Origin of the sequence: Streptomyces amritsarensis, assembly GCF_001953875.1 — a bacterium.
Taxonomy (GTDB): domain Bacteria; phylum Actinomycetota; class Actinomycetes; order Streptomycetales; family Streptomycetaceae; genus Streptomyces; species Streptomyces amritsarensis.
Genome location: NZ_MQUR01000115.1, coordinates 1 through 20962, shown reverse-complemented (window position 1 = coordinate 20962; position 20962 = coordinate 1). Strand labels below are relative to the sequence as shown.

Genomic DNA, 20962 nt, shown 5'->3' with positions numbered 1-20962 from the left:
GCGTCCGGGGCCGGCCGGATCCGCCGATCCGGCCGGCCCCGGACGCCTGTGCGCGGCGGCACCACACGCACCGCACCGCACCGCACCGCACGAAGGGAACCACTCCCATGGCACGGATGCCGTCGGCCGAGCGCCGCCGCCAGCTGACCGAGGCGGCGATCCGCGTGATGGCCCGCGACGGCGTCGCCAGGGCGACGACCCGCTCGATCTGCGCCGAAGCCGGCGTCTCCCTGAGCGTCTTCCACTACTGCTTCGACTCCAAGCAGGCCCTGTTGGAGTCCGTCATCGCGGCGATCACCGAGCACGGCATCACCGTGGCGAGGGAAGCCATCCGGCCGCGGGCCACCCTGCGGGAGACCATCCGGGCCGGCTTTCAGGCGTACTGGGACCATGTGGCCGCCAACCCGGGCGAGCACATGCTCACCTACGAGCTCACGCAGTACGCCTTGCGCCGACCCGGGTTCGAACACCTGGCGCGACGCCAGTACGAGCTGTACTGCGACACCTACACCGAGCTCATCGAGCAGCTCCGCCTGCTCATGCCCTTCGAGCTGCGCGTACCGGCGCACGTACTGGCCCGCTACCTGGCCGCCATGACGGACGGTCTGACCCTCAACCACCTCGTGCTCGGTGACACCGCGGTCTCGGCGGCCATCCTCGACATGATCACCGACCATGTCGCGGGGCTCACCGAGACCGCGGACGGGGACCGGGCGCACGCACCGGAGTACGCCGGTCCCCCGCTCTCCGTGTGACGGGCCCGCCGGTCAGCCGGCGCGGGAGCCGTCGGCGCCGGCCTCGGCGCGGACCCGGCGGGCGGCCTCGACCAGGTTCTCCAGGGACGCCCGGGTCTCGGGCCAGGCCCGCGTCTTCAGACCGCAGTCGGGATTGACCCACAGCCGCTCGGCCGGAATGGCGCCCAGGCCCTTGCGCAGCAGTGCCGCGGCCTCCTCCACGGAGGGAATCCGCGGCGAGTGGATGTCCCACACGCCCGGGCCGACCTCGCGCGGGTAGCCGGCACCGGACAGCTCACCGGCGACCTGCATGTGCGACCGGGCGGCCTCCAGGCTGATGACGTCGGCGTCGAGGTCCCCGATGGCCCCGATGATGTCGCCGAACTCGGCGTAGCACATGTGCGTGTGGATCTGGGTGTCCGGCCGGGCGCCCGCGGTGGTGAGCCGGAAGGCCTCGGTGGCCCAGGACAGGTAGGCCGCGTGGTCGGCGCCGCGCAGCGGGAGGGTCTCCCGCAGTGCGGGCTCGTCCACCTGGATGACGCAGGTCCCGGCGGCCTCCAGGTCGTGCACCTCGTCGCGCAGGGCCAGCGCGACCTGCCGGGCGGTGTCCGCGAGCGGCTGGTCGTCGCGGACGAAGGACCAGGCGAGCATGGTGACCGGCCCGGTGAGCATGCCCTTGACGGGCTTCGCCGTCTGCGACTGTGCGTACGTCGTCCAGCGGACGGTCATCGGGTCGGGGCGGGAGACGTCCCCGGCCAGGACGGGCGGGCGGACGTAGCGGGTGCCGTAGGACTGGACCCAGCCGTGCTGCGTGGCGAGGTAGCCGGTGAGCTGCTCGGCGAAGTACTGCACCATGTCGCCCCGTTCGGGCTCGCCGTGCACCAGCACGTCGATGCCCGCCTTCTCCTGGAAGGCCAGCACCTCCCGGATCTCCGCCTTGATGCGGTCCTCGTAGCCGGCGGTGTCGGTGCGGCCGGCCCGGAGGTCGGCGCGGGCCGTGCGCAGTTCGGCGGTCTGCGGGAACGATCCGATGGTCGTCGTGGGCAGCAGCGGCAGGCCGAGGCGGGCGCGCTGGGCGCCGGCCCGCTGCTCGTAGGGCCGGGAGCGGCGGCCGTCGGCGTCGGTGACGGCCGCGGTCCGGGTGCGGACGGCGGGATCGCGGGTGACGCAGGAGCGGGCCCGGGAGGCCAGGTCGGCCCGGTTGGCGGCGAGTTCGGCCGTGATGGCGTCCGTGCCCCGGGCGAGTCCGCGGGCGAGCGTGGCGATCTCGGCGGTCTTCTGGCGGGCGAAGGCGAGCCAGCGCCTGACCTGCGGGTCGATGTCCCGTTCGGCGGAGGCGTCCAGCGGCACGTGGAGCAGCGAGCAGGAGGCGGCCACGTCGACGCTGCCGGCGAGGCCGAGGAGGGTGCCGAGGGTGCCGAGGGACTTCTCCAAGTCGTTGATCCAGATGTTGCGGCCGTTGACGACGCCCGCGACCAGGCGCTTGCCGGGCAGGCCGCCGACGGCGGCGAGGTCGTCGAGGTTCGCGGCGGCCGCGCCGGTGAAGTCCAGGGCGAGCCCGTCCACGGGGGTTTTGGCCAGCACGGCCAGGGCCTCGCCGAGGCGGTCGAAGTACGAGGCCACGAGCAGCCTGGGCCGGTCCGCCGCGCCGCCGAGTTCGCGGTACGCGCGCGCGGCGGCGTTCAGCTCGGCGGGGGTGCGGTCCTGCACCAGGGCCGGCTCGTCCAGCTGCACCCACTCGGCGCCGGCCGCACGCAGGTCCGCGAGGACGCGTGCGTAGACCGGCAGCAGGCGGTCGAGCAGGGCGAGGGGGTCGAAGCCGGCGGCCACGCCGGGGGCGGGCTTGGCCAGCAGCAGGTAGGTCACCGGCCCGACCAGCACCGGACGGGCGGTGTGGCCGAGCGCGCGCGCCTCCTCGAACTCGGCCACCTGGCGGGAGGAGTCCGCGGTGAAGACGGTGTCCGGGCCCAGTTCGGGCACGAGGTAGTGGTAGTTGGTGTCGAACCACTTGGTCATCTCCAGCGGCGCCACCTCCTGGGTGCCCCGCGCCATGGCGAAGTAGCCGTCCAGGGCGTCCGCTGCGACGGCGGCGCGGTGGCGGGCGGGGACGGCTCCGACCATGACGCTGGTGTCCAGCACGTGGTCGTAGTACGAGAAGTCGCCGGTGGGCACCTCGGTGATGCCGGCGTCGGCCAACTGCTGCCAGTTGGCGCGGCGCAGGTCGCGGGCCGTCTCCCGGAGGGTGTCGGCGCCGACCCGGCCCTTCCAGTAGCCCTCGACGGCCTTCTTCAGTTCCCGGTTCGGCCCCTGTCGGGGGTAGCCGTACACGGTGGCGGCACCGGTCCGTACGGCGGGGGCGGGAGTCTTGCTGGTCACGGAACTCTCCTTCGCGAGCTGTCTCCTGTGGCCCCGGTGAGGGTCGCCGAGCGCGAAGGGATGACGCACCGGACGGACCACGACCGCCTGCGCGGGTGCGTACCTGTGCGTACGCGCTCGCGGTCGCCCGCCTGATGTGTCGCCGACCCGCCCACGAGGTCACCGGGATGTCCGCGCACGACGGGTCGTACGCGGGCAACGGGCAGGTCTTCGGACTCGCGGGCACGCCTGCCGGTCTCCCGGCGGGCACCTACTGGCCGTCGCTTCCCAGGACCTGTCCGGACCCAGTGCGTATGACGGCGGTCGTTCCCGCTCACCGCTGCGGGGCAGTCCCGGATTCCCACCGGGTTCCCTCTTACGACGCATCCCGCCTGGCGGACGGGGCGAACCAGCTGCCCGGCCAGAGTAGATGCCCTCCCCCGGCAACGGGCGGAGTTGTCCGAAATCCGGCCCCCGCTGAGACGCAAGGGGTCGAGGGGGGACCGCCGAGGCAGGAGCCAGAACCAGCCATGGCGTGATTTGGATCACTGGGTCGTGATTTGTGTCCCCCATGTCCGTTTCCGGGAACGAACTGCCTGGTCAGAGCGCTACGTTGCTCCCCTCGTACCTTGATCATCAGGTACTCGCAGAAAGACCGAGGAAGTATGGCTACTCGTTTCTCCGCGGCAAGACGCCGTGGGAGAGGGCCCTGGGGGACCACCCACTGGATAGCGGGCGGAGCGGCACTCATCGTGACCGCCACCCTGCTCCAGAGCTCGCACCCGGCCGACGCGGCCCCGGCAGCCGGGGCCAAGCCCGGCACGGTGACCGAAGAACTCAACCTCGCGCGGGCCCGCGTGGCCGCCCGCACGTCCGGGCACCGCGTGGAAGCCGTCTCGGAGCGGTCCGAGACCTCCACCACATGGGTGAACCCGAACGGCACCCTGACGACCGAAGTGGCCGCCGGGCCGGTCCGGTTCTACGACCAGCAGGCACGCGGCTGGCGCGCCGTCGACGTGACCCTGGGCCACGGCCCCGGCGGGTCCGTGGCGTCGAAGGCCCACCCGCAGGGCCTGAAGCTGGCACCGGGCAGCATCCCGCGCATGGCCAAGGCCGCGCCCAAGGCCGCCCCGGCCATCGACTACATCAGCACCGACCTCGTCACCCTGGGCGAGGGCGACGAGCAGATCACCCTCAAGTGGAAGGGCGCCCTGCCGTCCCCGAAGCTGGAGGGGGCCCGCGCCGAGTACACCAACGCCGTCCCCGGCGGTGACGTCGTCATCGAGGCCACCCGAGGCGGCTTCGAGCAGTTCGTCGAGCTGAAGCAGCGTCCGGCCGGCGAGAACTACTCGTACACCCTGCCCCTGGTGGCCAAGGGCCTGAAGGTGGAGCAGCAGGCCGACGGCAGCGTGCAGTTCACCGACCGCAAGAGTCGGCGCACCGCGGTCATGCCGGCGCCGGTCATGTGGGACTCCACGGTCGACCCGGTCTCGGGCGAGCACACCCGCAGGGTGCCCGTGGCGATGAAGGTCGTCCAGGGCAGGGGAACGGTCGACCTCGTCGTCACGCCGGACGCGAAGTTCCTCGCGGACCCGGCCACCCAGTACCCCGTGACCGTGGACCCCTCCACCTCCTCGCTGGGCAACGTCTTCGACACCTACGTCCAGCAGGGCGAGACCGTCGACTGGTCGAACGACACCGAGCTCGACCTCGGCAACCCCGGGACGAAGAACGCCAACGGCACCTTCCGCACCGCGCGTTCGTTCATCACGTGGAACACCGCGCCGATCGCGGACGCTCTGGTCTCCGACGCCAAGCTGTCCCTGTGGAACTTCCACTCGGGCAACACCGACTGCGTCGCGCAGCCGTGGGAGGTCTGGGACTCGGGCACCCCGAGCACCGCATCGCGCTGGACGAACCAGCCCGCCATGGGCACCAAGTACGCCACCTCCACCGAGACCCGCGGCAACCCCGCCTGCGGCTCGGCACCGGACGGCTGGATCAACGCCGACGTGACCACCCTCGTGCAGACGTGGGCGTCCGCGAAGGCCCCGCTCTCCAGCATGGGCCTGCGGGCCGGCTCGGAGTCGGTCGTCGGGCAGTGGAAGCGCGTCAACTCCGCGAACGCCACATCCAACCCGCCCAAGCTGACGGTGACCTACAACTACCGTCCGCAGACCGGCACCAAGCAGGAGGCCGGGCCCCCGTTCGTCCAGGACAAGACCCCCGCCTGGCGCGTGGAGACGACGACGCCGACCCTGCGCGACACCTTCGCGGACAAGAACGGCGACACGGTCAACGGCACCTTCCAGATCTTCGACGCCGCCACCAACACCCAGGTCGGCAACACGCTGGTCTCGCCGTTCGTCCCGCAGGGCACCCCGGCCTCGGTGGTCGTACCGGCGGGCGTGCTCCAGCACGGCCGCATGTACCGCTTCCGCACCTCGCCCTACGACGGCACCCACTACAGCAACAGCTGGTCGCCGTGGTCCAACTGGACCACGTTCACCGTCAGCCCCCTGCCGGACGCCCCCCGCGACCTCCAGGCCGGCGCCCAGCAGACACTGACGCCCATCCTCTCCGCGGTCGTCTCGTCCCCCGCGCAGACCCGCGTGAACGCCGAGTTCTCATTGAAGGACGCCGCCGGGAACCCGATCCCCGGTCTTCCGCTGCCTCCCGTGGGAGCGGAGAGCGGCAGCCGGGCCGCCCTGGGGATCCCGGAGGGCAAGCTCACGGACGGCGCCACGTACCGCTGGTCCGTACGGGCCTGTGACAGCGTCGGCTGCTCGCCCTGGTCGGCGGAGCAGAACATGACGGTACGGGTCGCAGCCCTTCCTCCCATGCCCGCCGCCCAGTCCCTGGTGCTCACCGACACGGCCCTCACGGGGGTGTCGACCGCCACCGACTGCGACACGGCCGGGTGCGCCACGCCGCCGGCCGGCGAACTGCAGGTGGGGGCGGCCGACGGCCACCTGTGGGCCACCCATCTGAAGGCGAACCTCTCGGCCCTGCCGCCGGGTGCCCGCGTGACCTCCGCCAAGCTGGCTCTGACCAGGTCCGACTGCACCACGCAGTGCGTGCCGCAGAAGCCTGGTGTGTACGAGCTGTCCGCCGCGTGGACCCCGGCGCAGAGCGGCAAGGAGCTCCTCACCGCGGCCGGCAGCGACGCCTACGTCCTGGACACGGCCTTGCCCGAGATCGACTTCGGCATCCTGGTGCAGTCCTGGGCCGATCGCAACACCAACGAGGGAATGGCCCTCACGGCTCCCGGCACCGAGACCGCCGCGAAGTACCACTCCGGTGCGGCGACGGACGCCGGCAAACGGCCCAGGCTGACCATCGAGTACCTGCCGCCGACCGCACCGGGCGCGGTCAACGACGTCGTCCCGACCGCGGGTGACTCTGGCCTGCTCGCCACGTGGAACCCGCCCATGGACGGCGGCACGAACGGCGAGATCACCTACGTGGCGAAGGCCGAGAAGAGCGACGGCACGGTGGTCGCCACCTCTGAGGGCGCCGTACCGCGCGCCGTCTTCACCGGGCTGGACAACGCCGTTTCCTACCGGGTGGCCGTGACGGCGAAGAACGCCGTGGGCAGCGGCCCGGTGTCACGGAGCGCGCTGGTCCAAGGCTCGGCCGTGGCCGGGGGTCCCGAACGCTACAAGGACTACGTACAGGCCTACCTGAGCGCCCGCAACAAGGTCACGACCGGGGTGAGTCTCACGGCTGAGGACGCCGCCGCCGAATCCCCGCACGCGGACGTCTTCAGGGAACTGCTCGGCGTGCAGGAAGACCCTGTCGTCGGAACGCGCGAGGCCCTGGCGACTCAGAGCCAGGCCCACATCGGCGCCTCTTCGGCCCTGGCGGACACCACGGTCCTCAACGGCACGGCCGGGCGTGTGCTGGTAAGGAGCACCGTCCTCCAGACGGTGACCACGCGGGTCAACGGCATCGACGAGGTCACCGAGAACCCCGGCTACAGGCGGTTCGTGTTCAACATCGTCGCGGGCGCCGCGAAGCTGGAGAGCGAGGCCGACGACATCGAGTCGGGGCAGACCCTCTCCACCACGGCCGCGGCGGGATCCCAGGTGGCCGCCACACCGGCGGACGCCCCGAGCGTGCCGACCGGCGTGGAGACCATCGCGCTCGGCGCGGACGGCTTCCCTCTGCCGGGCGAGCCCGAGGCCGGTGTCCGTACGGCCGCCTACGTCAACGGTTCGGGCACCGCGAGCTGGGCCCTCGGCCACGCTTACGACAAGCCGGAGTTCTGGGGGAACGACTGCGCCAACTTCGTGTCGAAGTCGCTGTACTACGGCGGTGGCATGAAGATGCGCGACTGGGCGTACTTCCAGGACCGCGCCTGGTGGAAGAAGAACACCTGGACGTCGTGGAAGAAGAACAGCTACACATGGTCCGCGGCCCAGAACCTGTTCGTCCACATGTTCAACTACCGCCAACCGGGCTACGTCAACCGTTCGTACAACCTGCGCCCCGGCGACATATTGTTCTTCCAGTACAGGGGGGACCGCGTGTACAACCACACGGCCGTCGTGCGGGGCATCCAGGGAGGCACGGTGAAGATCGCCCAGCACGGGTACGCGCCGCTCAGCACACTGCCCGAGATCCTCGCCAGGAACGAGGGGAAGATCGTGGCCGTCGCCGCCCTGAGGCCGAGGTCCCGGTGACGCCCGGACCGGTTCTGCGGGCCGCGCTGAGCGCGGCCCTGGCGCTCGGCCTGCTCACCGGCTGCTCGGCGGACCTCGGTACCGACGGTGCGGAGTACACCGGGGACTACAGCCGGCACAGGCCGCTCGCCGTCATCGGGTATCCGTCCATCGGATCGTTGGGGATCACCCAGCAGGTGGTGTGGCGGATCGCAGACGGGGACGCCGACGGGCTGGCCGCTCTGGTGTCCGACGAGCAGGCCGAAGGCGTCGTCGAGAAGACCGCCCAGAACTGGATCAAGGCGTTCCGTAAGGGCGCCGGCGGGAAGGTCACCGCGGAGTTCTACGACGAGGGTTCCTACCGACAGACCGTCGTGCTCTACCTGCACGACACCGGCCAGATCAAGGAGCTCTACGTCCGGCCCGTTTGGATGGACGACAGGGACGTCTGGCGGGTGCGCATGGCCGAGCCGGACCCCGCCGAGGCCACCGCCGTGGCGCCGTGGGTGCCGAAGAAGCCGGGCGAGCTCGGTTCGACGATGATCCGGTGACCTGAGCCGGACGTGTACGGCAAAGGGCGCCGGCCCGCGGGGCGGCGCCCTTCTGCCTGACCGGGCGGCGGACCGCGTCAGTAGCGGTCCAGCACGGTCGTGAGGACCTTGTAGAGGACCGACTCAGGGTCCGCCACCGCCTCCGCCGACCGCCAGGCCACGAAGCCGTCCGGGCGGACCAGGACCGCTCCTGCCGGGGTGGTGCCGTGCGCCTCGGCCCAGTCGCCGCCGTCCTGCGGGATGAGGTCGGCCTCCGGGCCGGTTCCGATCGCGTAGGCGTCCAGGCGGACGTTCATCCGCTTGGCGACCGATCCCGCCGCTCCGCTCCACGGCGTGCCCTCGGAGCTGAGCAGGACGAAGGAGCGCTCGTAGAGGTCGACGGTGGACCTGCGCCGGCCGGCCACCGGGTCGCGCAGCCACAGGTGCGGGGCGCGCGAGCCCGGGTCCCCGCACAGCCGCATCCGGTCGGGCACGACCGGCAGGTCCGGGTCGGCTCCCACCACCGCGCCCTGCGCGTACCGGTACCCCATGGCCACGGCGAGGACGCCGCTCTGCCGGCCGCCGCCGCGCGCGGGCGCCTCGGGGACGGCCTCGGGCTCCGGTTCGTAGCCGGGGTGGCTGTGCTCGGCCGAACGGGCCGAGGCGCGTTCGCTCGTCGCCCGCGCCACCGGGAGCCGCTCGGCCTCGTACGTCTCCAGCAGCCCGGGACCCGCTGCGCCGTTCAGTACGGCGGCGATCTTCCAGGCGAGGTTGTGCGCGTCCTGGATGCCCGTGTTGGAGCCGAACGCTCCGGTGGGCGACATCTCGTGGGCGGAGTCCCCGGCGAGGAAGACCCGGCCGGCCGCGTACCGCTGGGCGACGCGCTCGGCGGCGTGCCACGGCGCCTTCCCGGTGATCTCGACGTCCAGGTCGGGTGCGCCGACGGCCCGTCGGATGTGCTCGACGCAGCGTTCGTCGGTGAAGTCCTCCAGTGTCTCGCCCCGGTCGGGGTGCCACGGGGCGTGGAAGACCCACCGCTCGCGGTTGTCGACGGGCAGCAGGGCTCCGTCGGCGTCGGGCTTGGTCAGATAGCACACGATGAAGCGACGGTCGCCGATCACGTCCGCGAGCCTGCGGGAGCGGAAGGTGATGCTCACGTTGTGGAACAGGTCGCCGGGCCCGCTCTGGCCGATGCGGAGCTGTTCGCGCACGGGGCTGCGCGGCCCGTCGGCGGCGACCAGGTAGTCGGCGCGCACCGTGCTGTGCTCCCCGGTGTCGCGGTTCTTGACGATCGCGGTGACGCCGCTCTCGTCCTGTTCGAAGGAGAGCAGTTCGGTGGAGAACCGCAGGTCCGCCCCGAGCCTGGGGGTCACGGACATGAGGACCGGCTCGATGTCGTTCTGGCTGCACAGGCACCAGGTCGAGGGGCTGAACCGCGCCAGCGCGCCACCCGGGTCGATCTGTTCGAAAAGCCACTCCTGGTCGTCACCGGTCAGCGAGCCGCCCTGGAGGATGCCGTGGTTGTCCGCCAGGACCGAGGCAGCCTCGCGGATCCGGTCCTCCACCTCGGCGACCCGGAACAGCTCCATCGTGCGTACGTTGATACCGCGTCCACGCGGGTGCAGCGAGGTTCCCGCGTGCTTCTCGACCAGCATGTGCGTGATGCCATGACGGCCGAGGAACAGCGAGGTGCACAGGCCCACCAGCGAGCCGCCCACGATGAGGACCGGGACGCGGTGGTCGACGTTTTCCTTCATGGCTCTTCCATGCCCTGTACGAGGGGGGTTCCCTCGCTCGTTCACCCGCTTGGTTCTCCCCTCTCGCGCCGACGGGGCTATCGGACCACGATCGGTTCGGGTGGCGCCGCCCCGTGGCGACCGTGTGGTCTCGAAGGAGTGTGAATGATGACAACCTTGTCGGAACGGATATCCCAGTCCGCCTTCGACGACTCGCGACTTCGGGTCGTGCTGCTGCTGGATCTGTACGACGGTGCGCAGAACCAGTTCCTGGAGGTCTACGAGGACCTCCACAAGCAGGTCTCCTCCGTTCCCGGGCACATCCGGGACGAGCTGTGCCAGTCGATCGAGAATCCGTCGCAGTGGCTGATCACCAGTGAGTGGGAGAGCGCACCGCGGTTCTTGGCCTGGGTCAACAGCGAGGAGCACGTCGCGTCGGTCCAGCCGCTGCACGGCTGCGTACGGGACACCCGCTCGCTGAGGTTCAGCGTGCTGCGCGAGACCGGCCAGGACCACGGCCCCGCCGCCGCGGCCTTCCCACCCGGCGCGTCCGCCGGGCGAGCCTTCCCCTCCGCTTCCGCGGAAGCCCCCGACCGGTCCAGGGGCCGGGGCCGCCTCCAGGTCGCCCCGCGGCGCGGCGACGGCGTCGTCCGCCACGCCCTGACCTTCACCGTCAAACCGGGCAGCGAGGCCGTCGTGGCGGAGCTGCTGAGCGGGTACGCGTCCCCGCAGGCTCGGGTCGACGAGCACACCCGGTTGCGCCGCACCTCGCTCTTCATGCACGGCAACCGGGTCGTGCGGGCCGTCGAGGTCGAGGGCGACCTGCTCGCGGCGCTGCGCCACGTGGCCCTGCAGCCCGAGGTCCGGGCGCTGGAGGAGGCCATCAACCCGTACCTGGAGCAGGACCGCGATCTCAGCGATCCCGGTTCGGCCCGGACCTTCTTCACCCGTGCGGCGCTCCCCGCGGTGCACCATGTGGCGGCCGGCGGCGGCGCGAGCGGGGAACTCGGACGGCACGCGCTGTTCTATCCCGCCAAGAAGGGCTGCGGCATGGAGCTGGCCCGGCTGCTGGCCGCACAGGACGAGGCGGCCGTGGACGACGCGGGGAGCCCCATCGAGGCGAGCACCGTCTTCCAGCGCGACGACATCGTCGTCCGGCTCCTCGACCTGCGCGGGCCGCACGACGCCCGGCCGGCTCTGACGCTCGGCGTCGAGGGCGGCCACAAGGCGGCGGTGCTCGCGCGGCTGCTGGACAGCGCCAAGGACGGCGTCCCCACCACCCACCAGGAGATCTCACGCTTCCTCGAGCGCTCTGAGATGCGCCTGATCACCGACCGGCGTTCGCCGGACCGAGCCTGAGGAGAAGCCCGCCATGACCGACCGACTGACCGTGGAAGAACTGGCCGCCCTGATGAAGAAGGGTGCGGGCATCAGCGTGGACCCCGCCGTGATGGCGAGCCGGCCCGACGCGCAGTTCGACGAGTGGGGGCTCGACTCCCTGGGGCTGCTGGGCATCGTCGGCGAGCTGGAGAACCGGCACGGCCGGTCCCTCCCCGCCGGGGCGGACCAGTGCAAGTCCCCGCGGGAGTTCCTCGACCTCGTCAACAGCGCCCTGACGGCCGGGACCTGACGGGTACGGGCGGACCGGCGCCCCCGTACGCACGACGACGCCCCCGGACCGGCCGACCGCCGGTCCCGGGGCGTCGTGGCGCGTGGCGGCCGGGATCACCCGGGCACGGTGCACTCGAAGGCGTGCAGGTACGCGTTGACGGGCCGGATGTCGCCGAGCACCAGTCCGGCGTCCGCCAGCCGGGTGCGCAGGCTCTCCTTGGTGTGCTTGGCGCCGCCGACGTTGAGCAGCAGCATCAGGTCCATGGCTGTGGTGAACCGCATCGAGGGGGTGTCGTCGACGAGGTTCTCGATGGCGACGACCCTGGCTCCGGGGCGGGCCGCGGCGACGACGTTGCGCAGGCACCTGCGGGTGCTCTCGTCGTCCCATTCGAGGATGTTCTTGATGATGTAGAGGTCGGCCTCGACCGGGACGGCCTCGCGGCAGTCGCCGGGGACGATGCCGGTCCGGTCGGCGAGGGAGCCGCCGTCGAGGAGGCGGGGATCGGCCTTGGCGACCACACCGGGCAGGTCGAGCAGGTGCCCCCGTACGGTCGGGTGCTTCTCGAGGAGGCTGGCCAGCACGTGGCCCTGGCCGCCGCCGATGTCCGCGACCACCGAGACGCCCGTGAGGTCGAGGAGGTCCGCGACGTCCAGCGCCGACTGCACGCTGGAGGTGGTCATGGCGCGGTTGAAGACGTGCGCCGACTCGTGGGCGTCCTCGTGCAGGTAGTCGAAGAACCCCTTGCCGAAGAGGTCGTGGAAGAGGCCGGCGCCGTCGCCGGTGCGCACGGCGTCGTCGAGGCGGGGCCACGCCTGCCAGGTCCAGGGCTCCGTGCACCACAGGGAGATGTAGCGCAGGCTGTGCGGGTCGTCCTCGCGCAGCAGCCGCGACATCTCGGTGTGGACGAAGCTCCCGTCCTCGGTCTCGGCGAAGATCCCGTAGCAGGACAGGGTCCGGAGCAGCCGTTGCAGGGGCTTCGGCTGCGCGTGCACGGCGGCGGCGAGCTCCGCGGGCGTGGCGGGCGACTCCCCGAGGGCGTCGGCGACCCCGAGGCGTGCCGCGGCCCGTACGGCGGCGGCGACGGCCGCCCCGAAGGCGAGCTCGCGCAGGCGCATGGCGGGCGGGGGCGTGTGCGGGGGGCCCGTGTTCGGGGCGGGAACGGGCGCGGGGGCGGGGGCGGGGGTGGAACTCACCGTGGTCATACGGCCTCGCTTCTCCTGATGAGGGGGAACACCGGTCAGCACATGCCGGTCGGCACGGAGGTTTCGCACCGGTTGTTGCGGAACTGGTTGCCCGACCCGGCCCCCTGGTTGGCCAGGTCGGCCGGCCGGTTGTCCCGCACCACGTTGTCCTCGATGACGTTGTCGGTGTTCGTCGCGCCCACGAAGCTCTTGAACAGCAGGATGCCGCCCGACAGCGGGGAGGATCCGACGTTGCCGCGGATCGAGTTCGAACGCACGATCGTCTCTTCGGCTCCGGTGAGGACGACGCCGACGCCCTGGATGTCGGGGAGGCGGCTGTTGCCCTTGCAGAACTTGTTGTTCTCGTGGATGCGGTTGCCCCGGATGGTCAGGTCCCCGGCGCCGGGCTCGCCCTCGTCGCCGACGACGAACACGCCGCCGCAGTTGCCGGTGAGGTTGTTGCCGCTGACGGTGAGGTTGCGCACGCGCCTGACGGTGACGCCGATCCGGTTGCCGGTCAGCCTGTTGCCCCGGATCACGGCGCCCCGGGTGTCGGTGGCGCCGCCCTCGCGCGCGACCGTGTTGGCGATGAAGATGCCCGACTCCGCGTTGTCGCGGGCGATGTTGTCGCGGAAGAAGCCGCGGGTGGAGCGTTCCTGGGCGATGCCCCAGGTGCTGTTGTTCTGCGAGATCACGCGCTCGACGCTCAGCCGGTCGGTGTAGGAGGCCCAGATGCCGTTCCGCTTGAAGCCGGAGACGGTGAGCGCGCGGATCTCGACGCCGGTGACGGGCTGTTCCTCGGTCCCCATGACGCAGATGCCGGTGTCGGCCTGGGAGCAGGTGGGGGCGGCGCGTCCGGACGCCTTCGGGGTGGCGGGCAGGGTCTTGGCGGCCGGCGGTCTGATCACCGTCCGCTCGCCCCAGCCGCGCAGCGTCAGCCTCTTCGTGATCAGCACGTTCTCGTGGTAGGTGCCGGGCATCACGGTGATGATGTCGCCCGGCCGCGCGGAATCCACCGCGTCCTGGATCGAGTCGCCCGGGTGCACTCGGTGTCCGGCCGCGGAGGCGGGTGGCGCGAACACGCCGAATCCAGCGGCCATGACGACGGCGATGCACGTGAGGGACTTGAGTTGTCGGTTCGTCACAATGCAGAAGTTATGGGCGATTGGGGCATATCGCCACACTGGGTGAGCGTATCGATGCATGCCGTGGGCAAACGGCCGCATTTTGACGTCCGGAGAGTGGATCGTCATACCGGTGGCGGGGGCCGGCAGGCGCCGTTGCCCTCCGAACGGCGGCGACGCAGGTCATGACCGGTTTCCCGGCCGCCCTCGAAACGGGCAACGGGCAACGGCTCGACCCGCCGCCCCGGCGCAGCAAGCCTGGTGGCGTCAGCACGAGGCACCCACCACAAGGGGAAACCATGCGCAAGCTGTTCCGCGGCGCCGCCGCTCTCGCCACCTCCGTCGTCGCCGTGGTCGCGCTCAGCGCCTCGGTGGAGGCCAAGCCGGTCGACGCCTGGGCGGGCTGCCCGGACGGGGCGGTCTGCATCTACCCTCAGAACCAGAACCCGGCCGTCAAGCCGAGCCACGTCTTCTACAGGTACGGGGCCCACAACCTCATCAACCAGTTCGGGAACCACTGGGTGCTCAACAATCAGTACGGCGGTGCGACCGCAAACCTGTGCACCGGCACCAACGGCGCGGGCTGCGGCCGCCCCATCGCCGCCAAGACCGGTGTCTACGCCGACCTCACGCCGATCAACTCCATCCGCCTCAACCCGTAGCGCGTCCGCGGGAAGGGCGTCCGGAGCCGACGCGCGCGCCGGCTCCGGACGTTCCTGTTCTCGTCATACCGGCTGGAAGATCGAGTTCTCCGGCCGCCTCTGGCGGTAGCCTGGACAGCACCACCTCGCTGCCTGGGCGCGCACGCCATGGGGGATGTTTTGGGGGATCCGGACCGCCGGCGGGAAACCGACCACTTGCGGGAGTCCGACGACACCGCACGGCCCTTCCCTGCCCAGCTGAGACGTCTGCGGTTGCAACGCGGGCTGTCGCTCGCGGACCTCGCGCGCGAGACGCACTACAGCAAGGGCTACTTGAGCAAGATCGAGACGGGCTCGAAGCGCGTCACCGCCGACGTCGCGCGGCGCTGCGACGACGTACTGCGGGCGGGGGGTGAACTGCTGCGGATGGCCCGGGAGACGGAGGCTCCCGAGGGCGATGCCGCCGCCGGTGGGGCCGCCGGCGCGGCCGGGCCGCGGACGGAGGGCGAATGCCCCTACCGCGGCCTGCCCGCCTTCACCGCGCGTGACGCCCGGTGGTTCTTCGGCCGGGAGCGCGCCACCGCCGAGCTGGCCGAACGGGTATTCGAACGCACGGGCGCGGGGCCGCTGATGCTCGTCGCGCCGTCGGGCGCGGGCAAGTCCTCCCTGCTGAACGCCGGCCTCGTACCGGCCCTGCGCGGCGGCGGCTTCCCGATGCCCGGCGCCGACAGCTGGCCCGTGATCGGGTGCACCCCCACCGCGCACCCGCTGGACGAACTGCTCGGCCGGGCCGCGAAGGTGCTCGGCGGCGATCTCGGCGTCACCGCGGGAGAGTTGCGGGAGCGCCCGCACGCGCTGCTCGAAGCGGTCCACCGGCTGTCGGAGCCCCGCCCTGCGGACGGCCCGGACCTGCGGCCGCCACCCCTGCGCCCGGTGCTGATCGTCGACCAGTTCGAGGAGCTGTTCACGCTCTGCACCGACGAGGACGAGCGGCGCGCGTTCGTACGGGTGCTGTGCGCGCTCGCCGTCCCGGGTCCGGCGCCCACCCCGTACGACCCGGCCGTCGTGGTGCTCGGCGTACGGGCCGACTTCACCGGGAACTGCCTGGAGCTGCCGGAGCTGGCCGCGGTCTTCACCGGCGGGCTGTTCGTCCTGCCGCCGATGTCCCCCGAGGAACTGCGGGAGTCCGTCACCCGCCCGGCCCGGCTCGCGGGTCTCGCCCTCGAACCGGGGCTGGTCCCCCTGCTGCTGCGGGACGTGGGCCTGCGTGAGGACACCCCCGGCGGGACGACACCGTCCGGCGCGCTGCCCCTGGTCTCCCACGCGCTGATGGCCACCTGGCGCCAGCGTGAGGGCGCCACCTTGACCGTCGCCGGGTACGAACGCACCGGGGGCATTCAGGGCGCCGTCGCGCGGACCGCGGAGGAGGTGTTCGCCCGCCTCTACCCCGCCGAGCAGAACACGCTCCGGCGCATTCTGGTGCGGCTGGTGCACGTCGCCGAGGGCACGGGCGCGACGCGGCGCCGGATGAGCCGGACGGCCCTCATGGAGGAGCCGGCCGACGCCGGTCCGGCCGCGGCCGCGCTCGACACCTTCGTACGGGCCCGTCTGATCACCATGGACAGCGACACCGTGGAGATCACCCACGAGGCCCTGCTGCACGCCTGGCCGCGGCTGCGCGGCTGGATCAGCGCCGACCGCGCCGGGCTCCTGATCCACCAGCAGCTGGCCCACGCCGCGGCCGAGTGGGAGCGCGAGGGCCGCGATCCGTCGGCGCTCCACCGGGGGACCCGCCTGGACACCGCCTGCTCCTGGGCGGACGAGCTCGACGGCAGGAGCCGCCTCACCCCCCGGGAGGCGGACTTCCTCCGGGAGAGCCGGGCGGCCCAGGACAGGCGGGAGCGGCAGGCCGCCCGCCAGGCGCGGCTGCGCCAGCGGATGCTGGCCACCCTGGTCGTCCTGCTGGTCCTGGCCGTGGGCGCCGGCGGGCTGGCCTACCAGCAGCGCGCGGGGGCGCTCGGCCAGGAGCGGGTCGCCCGTTCGCGGGCGCTCGCCCTGCAGTCGGCGGCGCTGGCCGCGGGCCAGCCGGAGGCTTCGATGCTGCTCGCCGGGGACGCCTATCGCACGGCGGGGACGAGCGAGGCGCGCGGGGCGCTGCTGAGCACGCAGGCGCAGCCGTTCGTCGCCCGGCTTGGCGGGCACGGCGGGCCGGTCAACGCGGTGGCCTTCGGGCCGGACAACGGCATGCTGGCGACGGGCAGTTCCGACGGGACGGTGACCCTGCGGCGGGTGTCCGACCGGCGCACGACCGCGACCTTCACGCTGCCCGGGCGGGTCCGCTCGGTCGCCGTGAGCCCCGACGGCCGGACCCTCGCGGCGGCCTCCACGGACGGGCCCGCGCGGCTGTGGGACACCGCCGACGGCCGGACGAAGGCGGTCCTGCCGGCGAGTACGACCGGGTCGCGGACCGTTGCCTTCGCGCCGGACGGGCGGAGCGTGGCGACCGGCTGCCCGGACGGGACGGTGCGGTTGTGGGAGACCGGCGGGGAGTACCGGGAGGTCGGGTCCCTGGCCGGGCACGCCGGGCGGGTCAACGCCCTGGCCTTCGCCCCGGACGGCCGGACGCTTCTCTCGGCCGGCGCCGACCGGACCGTCCGGCTGTGGGATCCGGTGGGGGCGCTTGCGCTGGCCGTCCTGTCCGGGCACACCGACGAGGTGCTGGGGGCGGCGTTCGCCCCCGACGGCCGCACCGTCGCCACGGGGGGCGTGGACCGTACCGTACGGCTGTGGGACGTCGCCGGGCGCCGGACGACGGCCACGCTGACCGGCAACAGCGACGACGTCAACGGCGTCGCCTTCACGCCGGACGGTACGACGGTGGTCAGCGCGGGCGGCGACGGGGCCACCCGGATGTGGGACGTGGCCGGCGGCCGGCTGACGGCGACGCTCGCCGGGCACACCGACTACGTGCTCGGGGTGGCCGTGGACAGCCGGGGCGCGATGCTGGCCACCGCCGGGTTCGACCAGTCGGTGGTGCTGTGGGACCTGCGGGGCGCGGTGCTGGCCTCGCGGCCGTTCACGGAGGTCTGGCACGCCGCGTACAGCCCGGACGGGAAGCTGCTGGCCACGGCGGAGGCGGACCACGCGGTCCGGGTGTGGGACGTGGCGGGGCGCCGGGTGTCGGCCACCTTCGAGGGGCACAGCGAGACGGTGTTCGGGGTGGACTTCGCGCCGGACGGGCGGACCCTGGCCTCGGCCGGCTCCGACGGCACGGTCCGGCTGTGGGACGTCGCGGCGGGGACCCCGTCGGCCACGCTGGCCGGCCAGGGCGGGACCGTGTTCGCGGTGGACTTCGCGCCGGACGGGCGGACGCTGGCCTCGGCCGGATCGGACGGCACGGTGCTGCTGTGGGACGTCGCCTCGCGCCGCCGGCTCGCCACGCTCAGCGGGCACACCGACTTCGCCAACGACGTGGCGTTCAGCCCCGACGGACGCACCCTGGCGAGCGCCGGAGACGACCTGACGGTCCGGCTGTGGGACGTGGCCGGACGCCGCCCGCTCGCCGCCCTCACCGGCCATACGGGCGCGGTCCGGGGCGTGGCCTTCAGCCCCGACGGGCGCACGCTCGCCAGCAGCGGCAACGACGGGACCGTGCGGCTGTGGGACGCTCAGCGCCACCGCTTCGAGGCGGCCCTGTCGGGCCACACCGGGTCGGCACGGGGCATCGCCTTCTCCCCCGACGGCCGCACGCTGGCGAGCAGCGGCAACGACCGTACGGTGCGGCTGTGGGACGTGGCCGGCCGGCGCACGCTGGCGGCGCTTTCCGGACACACGAACGCGGTGTGGGGCGTCGCCTTCGCCCCTGACGGCGGGACCGTGGCGAGCAGCAGCACGGACGGCACCGTGCGGCTGTGGGACCTGGACGTGAAGGCGCGGCTGGCGGCCGTCGACCGGCTGCGGGCAGGCCGGGGCGGGAGCCGGTCCGGGGTATCCGTCCGACCCGAAGGGCGTCTTCTTTCAGCCGAATTCGACGACACGGCCACTGGAACTCGGCCACAGTTTGGCTGAAATTCCTTTGCAGAAAACGTTGTTGGAAACCCGCCAATCGATAGTACGATTTACACCGAACATGTGCCCTTGGCAACCATCGACCGGGACCTCGACCATCCAGATCCGCCGCCAAAGGCCCATGCCGTATTGCTGTTTGTCCACCGGCACTGCCGGGTGCACGGCCGAGGTCACAAACCTTGACGGGCGGACGCGGGCAACGTGCACACCATGCGCGCCGCCCGTCCCCCGCCGGCAACAACTAGGGGAGATTTTTCGTGTCGCACATGCGCAAGATCGTCGTTGCAGCCATTGCCGTTTCGCTGACCACCGTCGGAATTACGGCCAGCGCCTCCGCGGACCCGTCGAAGGAATCGAAGGCCCAGGCCGCCGTCGCCGAGGCCGGCATCACCGGCACCTGGTACAACCAGCTCGGTTCGACCTTCATCGTGACCGCGAACCCCGACGGCAGCCTCACCGGCACCTACGAGTCGGCCGTCGGCAACGCCGAGAGCCGCTACGTCCTGACCGGCCGCTACGACAGCACCCCGGCCACCGACGGCAGCGGCACGGCCCTCGGCTGGACGGTGGCGTGGAAGAACAACTACCGCAACGCCCACTCGGCCACCACGTGGAGCGGCCAGTACGTCGGCGGCGCCGAGGCCCGCATCAACACCCAGTGGCTGCTGACCTCCGGCACCACCGCGGCCAACGCCTGGAAGTCCACGCTGGTCGGCCATGACACCTTCACCAAGGTGAAGCCGTCCGCCGCCTCGATCGACGCCGCCAAGAAGGCCGGCGTCAACAACGGCAACCCGCTCGACGCCGTCCAGCAGTAACGGCGTCCGGGCCCCCAGGGTGCCCAGACACCGGACCGATCGCGTGGGGGGCGGTCCGGAGGAGTCCCCTCCGGACCGCCCGCCGTCCGCGGACCCGCCCCGGGCGGTTTCCGCGCGAGACGCGTCTCACACGGTTTCCTCCCCGGACGGTATCCGGCGCGATCACGCCGACTTGATAGCGTCGACCGGGGGAAGGTGGAATTGACGTGATGGTGGCAATACCCGTTGACACGGTGGACCTGTTCGACCAGGGCTACGCCCTGGACCCGTATCCGGCGATGGCGGCACTCCGAGAACACCAACCCGTGAAGTTCGACGAGAACACGGGGCTTTGGCTGGTCAGCCGGTACGAGGATGTGCGCGCCGTTCTGCTCGATCCGGAGAATTTCCTTCCGGACAATGCGATCGACGCAATAGGGCGATTCTCCGTGCAGACGCTGCGCGTCCTCGCACGCGTCAAGTTCGATCTCCCGCAAACGCTTGCAAACAACGGTTCCGACAGCCATGCCGGCTATCGGCGCATCATGACCAGGCTCTTGAACGCCCAGGCCGTGGCCGCGTCGGTGCCGATGGTCGAGAAGGTCGTGGCCGAGGCCCTCGACGACGTCGGGCAGCGGCTCGCCGCCGACGGGGTGTGCGATCTGGCGACGACCATCGCCCGGGACGTTCCCTTCCGGGTGATGCTGCGCCTGCTCGGCCTGGAATCGGCCATCGACGTGGACATCGACACCCTGGCCCGCTGGAGCGACGCCTCCCTGGAGCTGTTCTGGGGACGGCCCCGCGGCGAACGCGAAGTGGCGCTGGCCCGCGAGGCCGCCGCGTTCTACGCCTGGCTCACCGGCCTGGTGTCGAAGCCCGCGCCCGAGGCGGCGACGCTGCTCGGCGCACTGGCCGCGCACCGGCTGCCGGACGGGGAGCCGCTGGGGGTGACCCAGAAGGCGGCCGTGCTCTACTTCATGATCATCGCCGGTCAGATGACGACCACCCAGATGCTGAGCACCATGTACCGCAGGGCGCTGCGGGAGCCGGGGCGGTGGGAGCGGTTCGCCGCCGAACCCGCGACCGTGGAGCCCTGGGCCGAGGAGGTGCTGCGCAGGGACCCGCCCATCACCACGTGGCGCCGGGTCACCGGCCGGCCGGTGACGCTGTCCGGCGTGGATCTCCCGGCGGGTGCGCCGCTGCTGCTGATGTTGTCGTCCACCGGCTCGGACCCCGCGGTCTTCGACCACCCCGAGCAGATCTGTCCGCACCGGGCCAACGCGCGCAAGCACCTGTCCTTCGGCATCGGACGCCACCGCTGCTCGGGGGCCGAACTGGCCAGGATGGAGGCCGACGTGGTGCTGCGGATGACCGCCGCCCGGTTTCCGGACCTGCGGCTTTGCGCCGAGTCCTCGCCGCGGATGCTGGCCCTGCTGTCCTTCCGCGCCCCACTCCAGGTCCTGGTCCGGCGGGGCTGACCGACCCGCCGGGTCCGGGCCGCCGGGCCCTGGGCCCGGCGG

13 protein-coding genes, 1 pseudogene and 1 riboswitch are annotated in these 20962 nt (G+C 72.1%); of the genes and pseudogenes, 10 read left to right on the top strand and 4 right to left on the bottom strand.

Going from position 1 to position 20962, the window contains the following annotated elements; all coding sequences use genetic code 11:
- The first annotated feature begins 107 nt into the window (after positions 1-107).
- Positions 108-755, top strand: coding sequence for a TetR/AcrR family transcriptional regulator (locus tag AVW11_RS31510; protein ID WP_051700837.1), 648 nt, complete (start codon positions 108-110; stop codon positions 753-755).
- 12 nt (positions 756-767) lie between these two features.
- On the opposite strand, the gene metE is transcribed toward AVW11_RS31510, so the two are convergent.
- Complete coding sequence (gene metE / locus AVW11_RS31505; protein WP_076046744.1) at positions 768-3110, bottom strand: 5-methyltetrahydropteroyltriglutamate--homocysteine S-methyltransferase; 2343 nt, start codon at positions 3108-3110, stop codon at positions 768-770.
- 184 nt (positions 3111-3294) lie between these two features.
- A riboswitch (cobalamin riboswitch) is annotated at positions 3295-3518 on the bottom strand.
- 323 nt (positions 3519-3841) lie between these two features.
- Here metE and AVW11_RS38800 point away from each other — a divergent pair.
- The 3 genes and pseudogenes from AVW11_RS38800 to AVW11_RS31490 all read left to right on the top strand — a co-directional run.
- Positions 3842-5608: pseudogene (locus AVW11_RS38800) on the top strand (DNRLRE domain-containing protein); the annotation flags it as partial.
- 291 nt (positions 5609-5899) lie between these two features.
- Complete coding sequence (locus tag AVW11_RS38795; protein WP_338058886.1) at positions 5900-7774, top strand: amidase domain-containing protein; 1875 nt, start codon at positions 5900-5902, stop codon at positions 7772-7774.
- Positions 7771-8304, top strand: a complete 534-nt coding sequence (locus AVW11_RS31490) for a hypothetical protein (RefSeq protein ID WP_076046743.1) — start codon at positions 7771-7773, stop codon at positions 8302-8304. The genes AVW11_RS38795 and AVW11_RS31490 overlap by 4 nt, the downstream gene beginning before the upstream one ends.
- Before the next feature lie 77 nt (positions 8305-8381).
- Here AVW11_RS31490 and AVW11_RS31485 read toward each other — a convergent pair whose 3' ends face one another.
- Positions 8382-10085: an FAD-dependent oxidoreductase gene (locus AVW11_RS31485; RefSeq protein ID WP_476755991.1), complete on the bottom strand. Its 1704-nt coding sequence runs from the start codon at positions 10083-10085 to the stop codon at positions 8382-8384.
- Between the two features lie 102 nt (positions 10086-10187).
- On the opposite strand from AVW11_RS31485, the gene AVW11_RS31480 reads away from it, so the two are divergent.
- On the top strand, positions 10188-11378 hold the full coding sequence (locus AVW11_RS31480; protein WP_060179386.1) for a SchA/CurD-like domain-containing protein: 1191 nt from the start codon (positions 10188-10190) through the stop codon (positions 11376-11378).
- 13 nt (positions 11379-11391) lie between these two features.
- Positions 11392-11649 carry an acyl carrier protein gene (locus AVW11_RS31475; RefSeq protein ID WP_060179303.1) on the top strand — a complete coding sequence of 86 codons (258 nt, stop codon included), beginning with the start codon at positions 11392-11394 and terminating at the stop codon, positions 11647-11649.
- 95 nt (positions 11650-11744) lie between these two features.
- On the opposite strand, the gene AVW11_RS31470 is transcribed toward AVW11_RS31475, so the two are convergent.
- Both AVW11_RS31470 and AVW11_RS31465 read right to left on the bottom strand, forming a co-directional pair.
- Complete coding sequence (locus AVW11_RS31470) at positions 11745-12833, bottom strand: methyltransferase (RefSeq protein WP_076046741.1); 1089 nt, start codon at positions 12831-12833, stop codon at positions 11745-11747.
- Between the two features lie 35 nt (positions 12834-12868).
- Positions 12869-13912: a right-handed parallel beta-helix repeat-containing protein gene (locus tag AVW11_RS31465; protein WP_076046746.1), complete on the bottom strand. Its 1044-nt coding sequence runs from the start codon at positions 13910-13912 to the stop codon at positions 12869-12871.
- A gap of 323 nt (positions 13913-14235) precedes the next feature.
- On the opposite strand from AVW11_RS31465, the gene AVW11_RS31460 reads away from it, so the two are divergent.
- The 4 genes from AVW11_RS31460 (at position 14236) to AVW11_RS31445 (ending at position 20920) form a co-directional block, all read left to right on the top strand.
- A complete protein-coding gene (locus AVW11_RS31460; RefSeq protein WP_030852991.1) occupies positions 14236-14598 on the top strand; it encodes a hypothetical protein in 363 nt (120 codons plus the stop codon).
- 195 nt (positions 14599-14793) lie between these two features.
- Entirely contained in the window at positions 14794-18645 is a 3852-nt protein-coding gene (locus AVW11_RS31455) for an nSTAND1 domain-containing NTPase (RefSeq protein WP_338058885.1), read from the top strand.
- Between the two features lie 266 nt (positions 18646-18911).
- The gene (locus AVW11_RS31450; protein WP_060179305.1) at positions 18912-19463 is read left to right on the top strand and encodes a streptavidin; all 552 of its coding nucleotides are present in this window, start codon (positions 18912-18914) and stop codon (positions 19461-19463) included.
- Between the two features lie 209 nt (positions 19464-19672).
- Positions 19673-20920, top strand: a complete 1248-nt coding sequence (locus AVW11_RS31445) for a cytochrome P450 (protein ID WP_234362294.1) — start codon at positions 19673-19675, stop codon at positions 20918-20920.
- Positions 20921-20962: the final 42 nt, after the last annotated feature.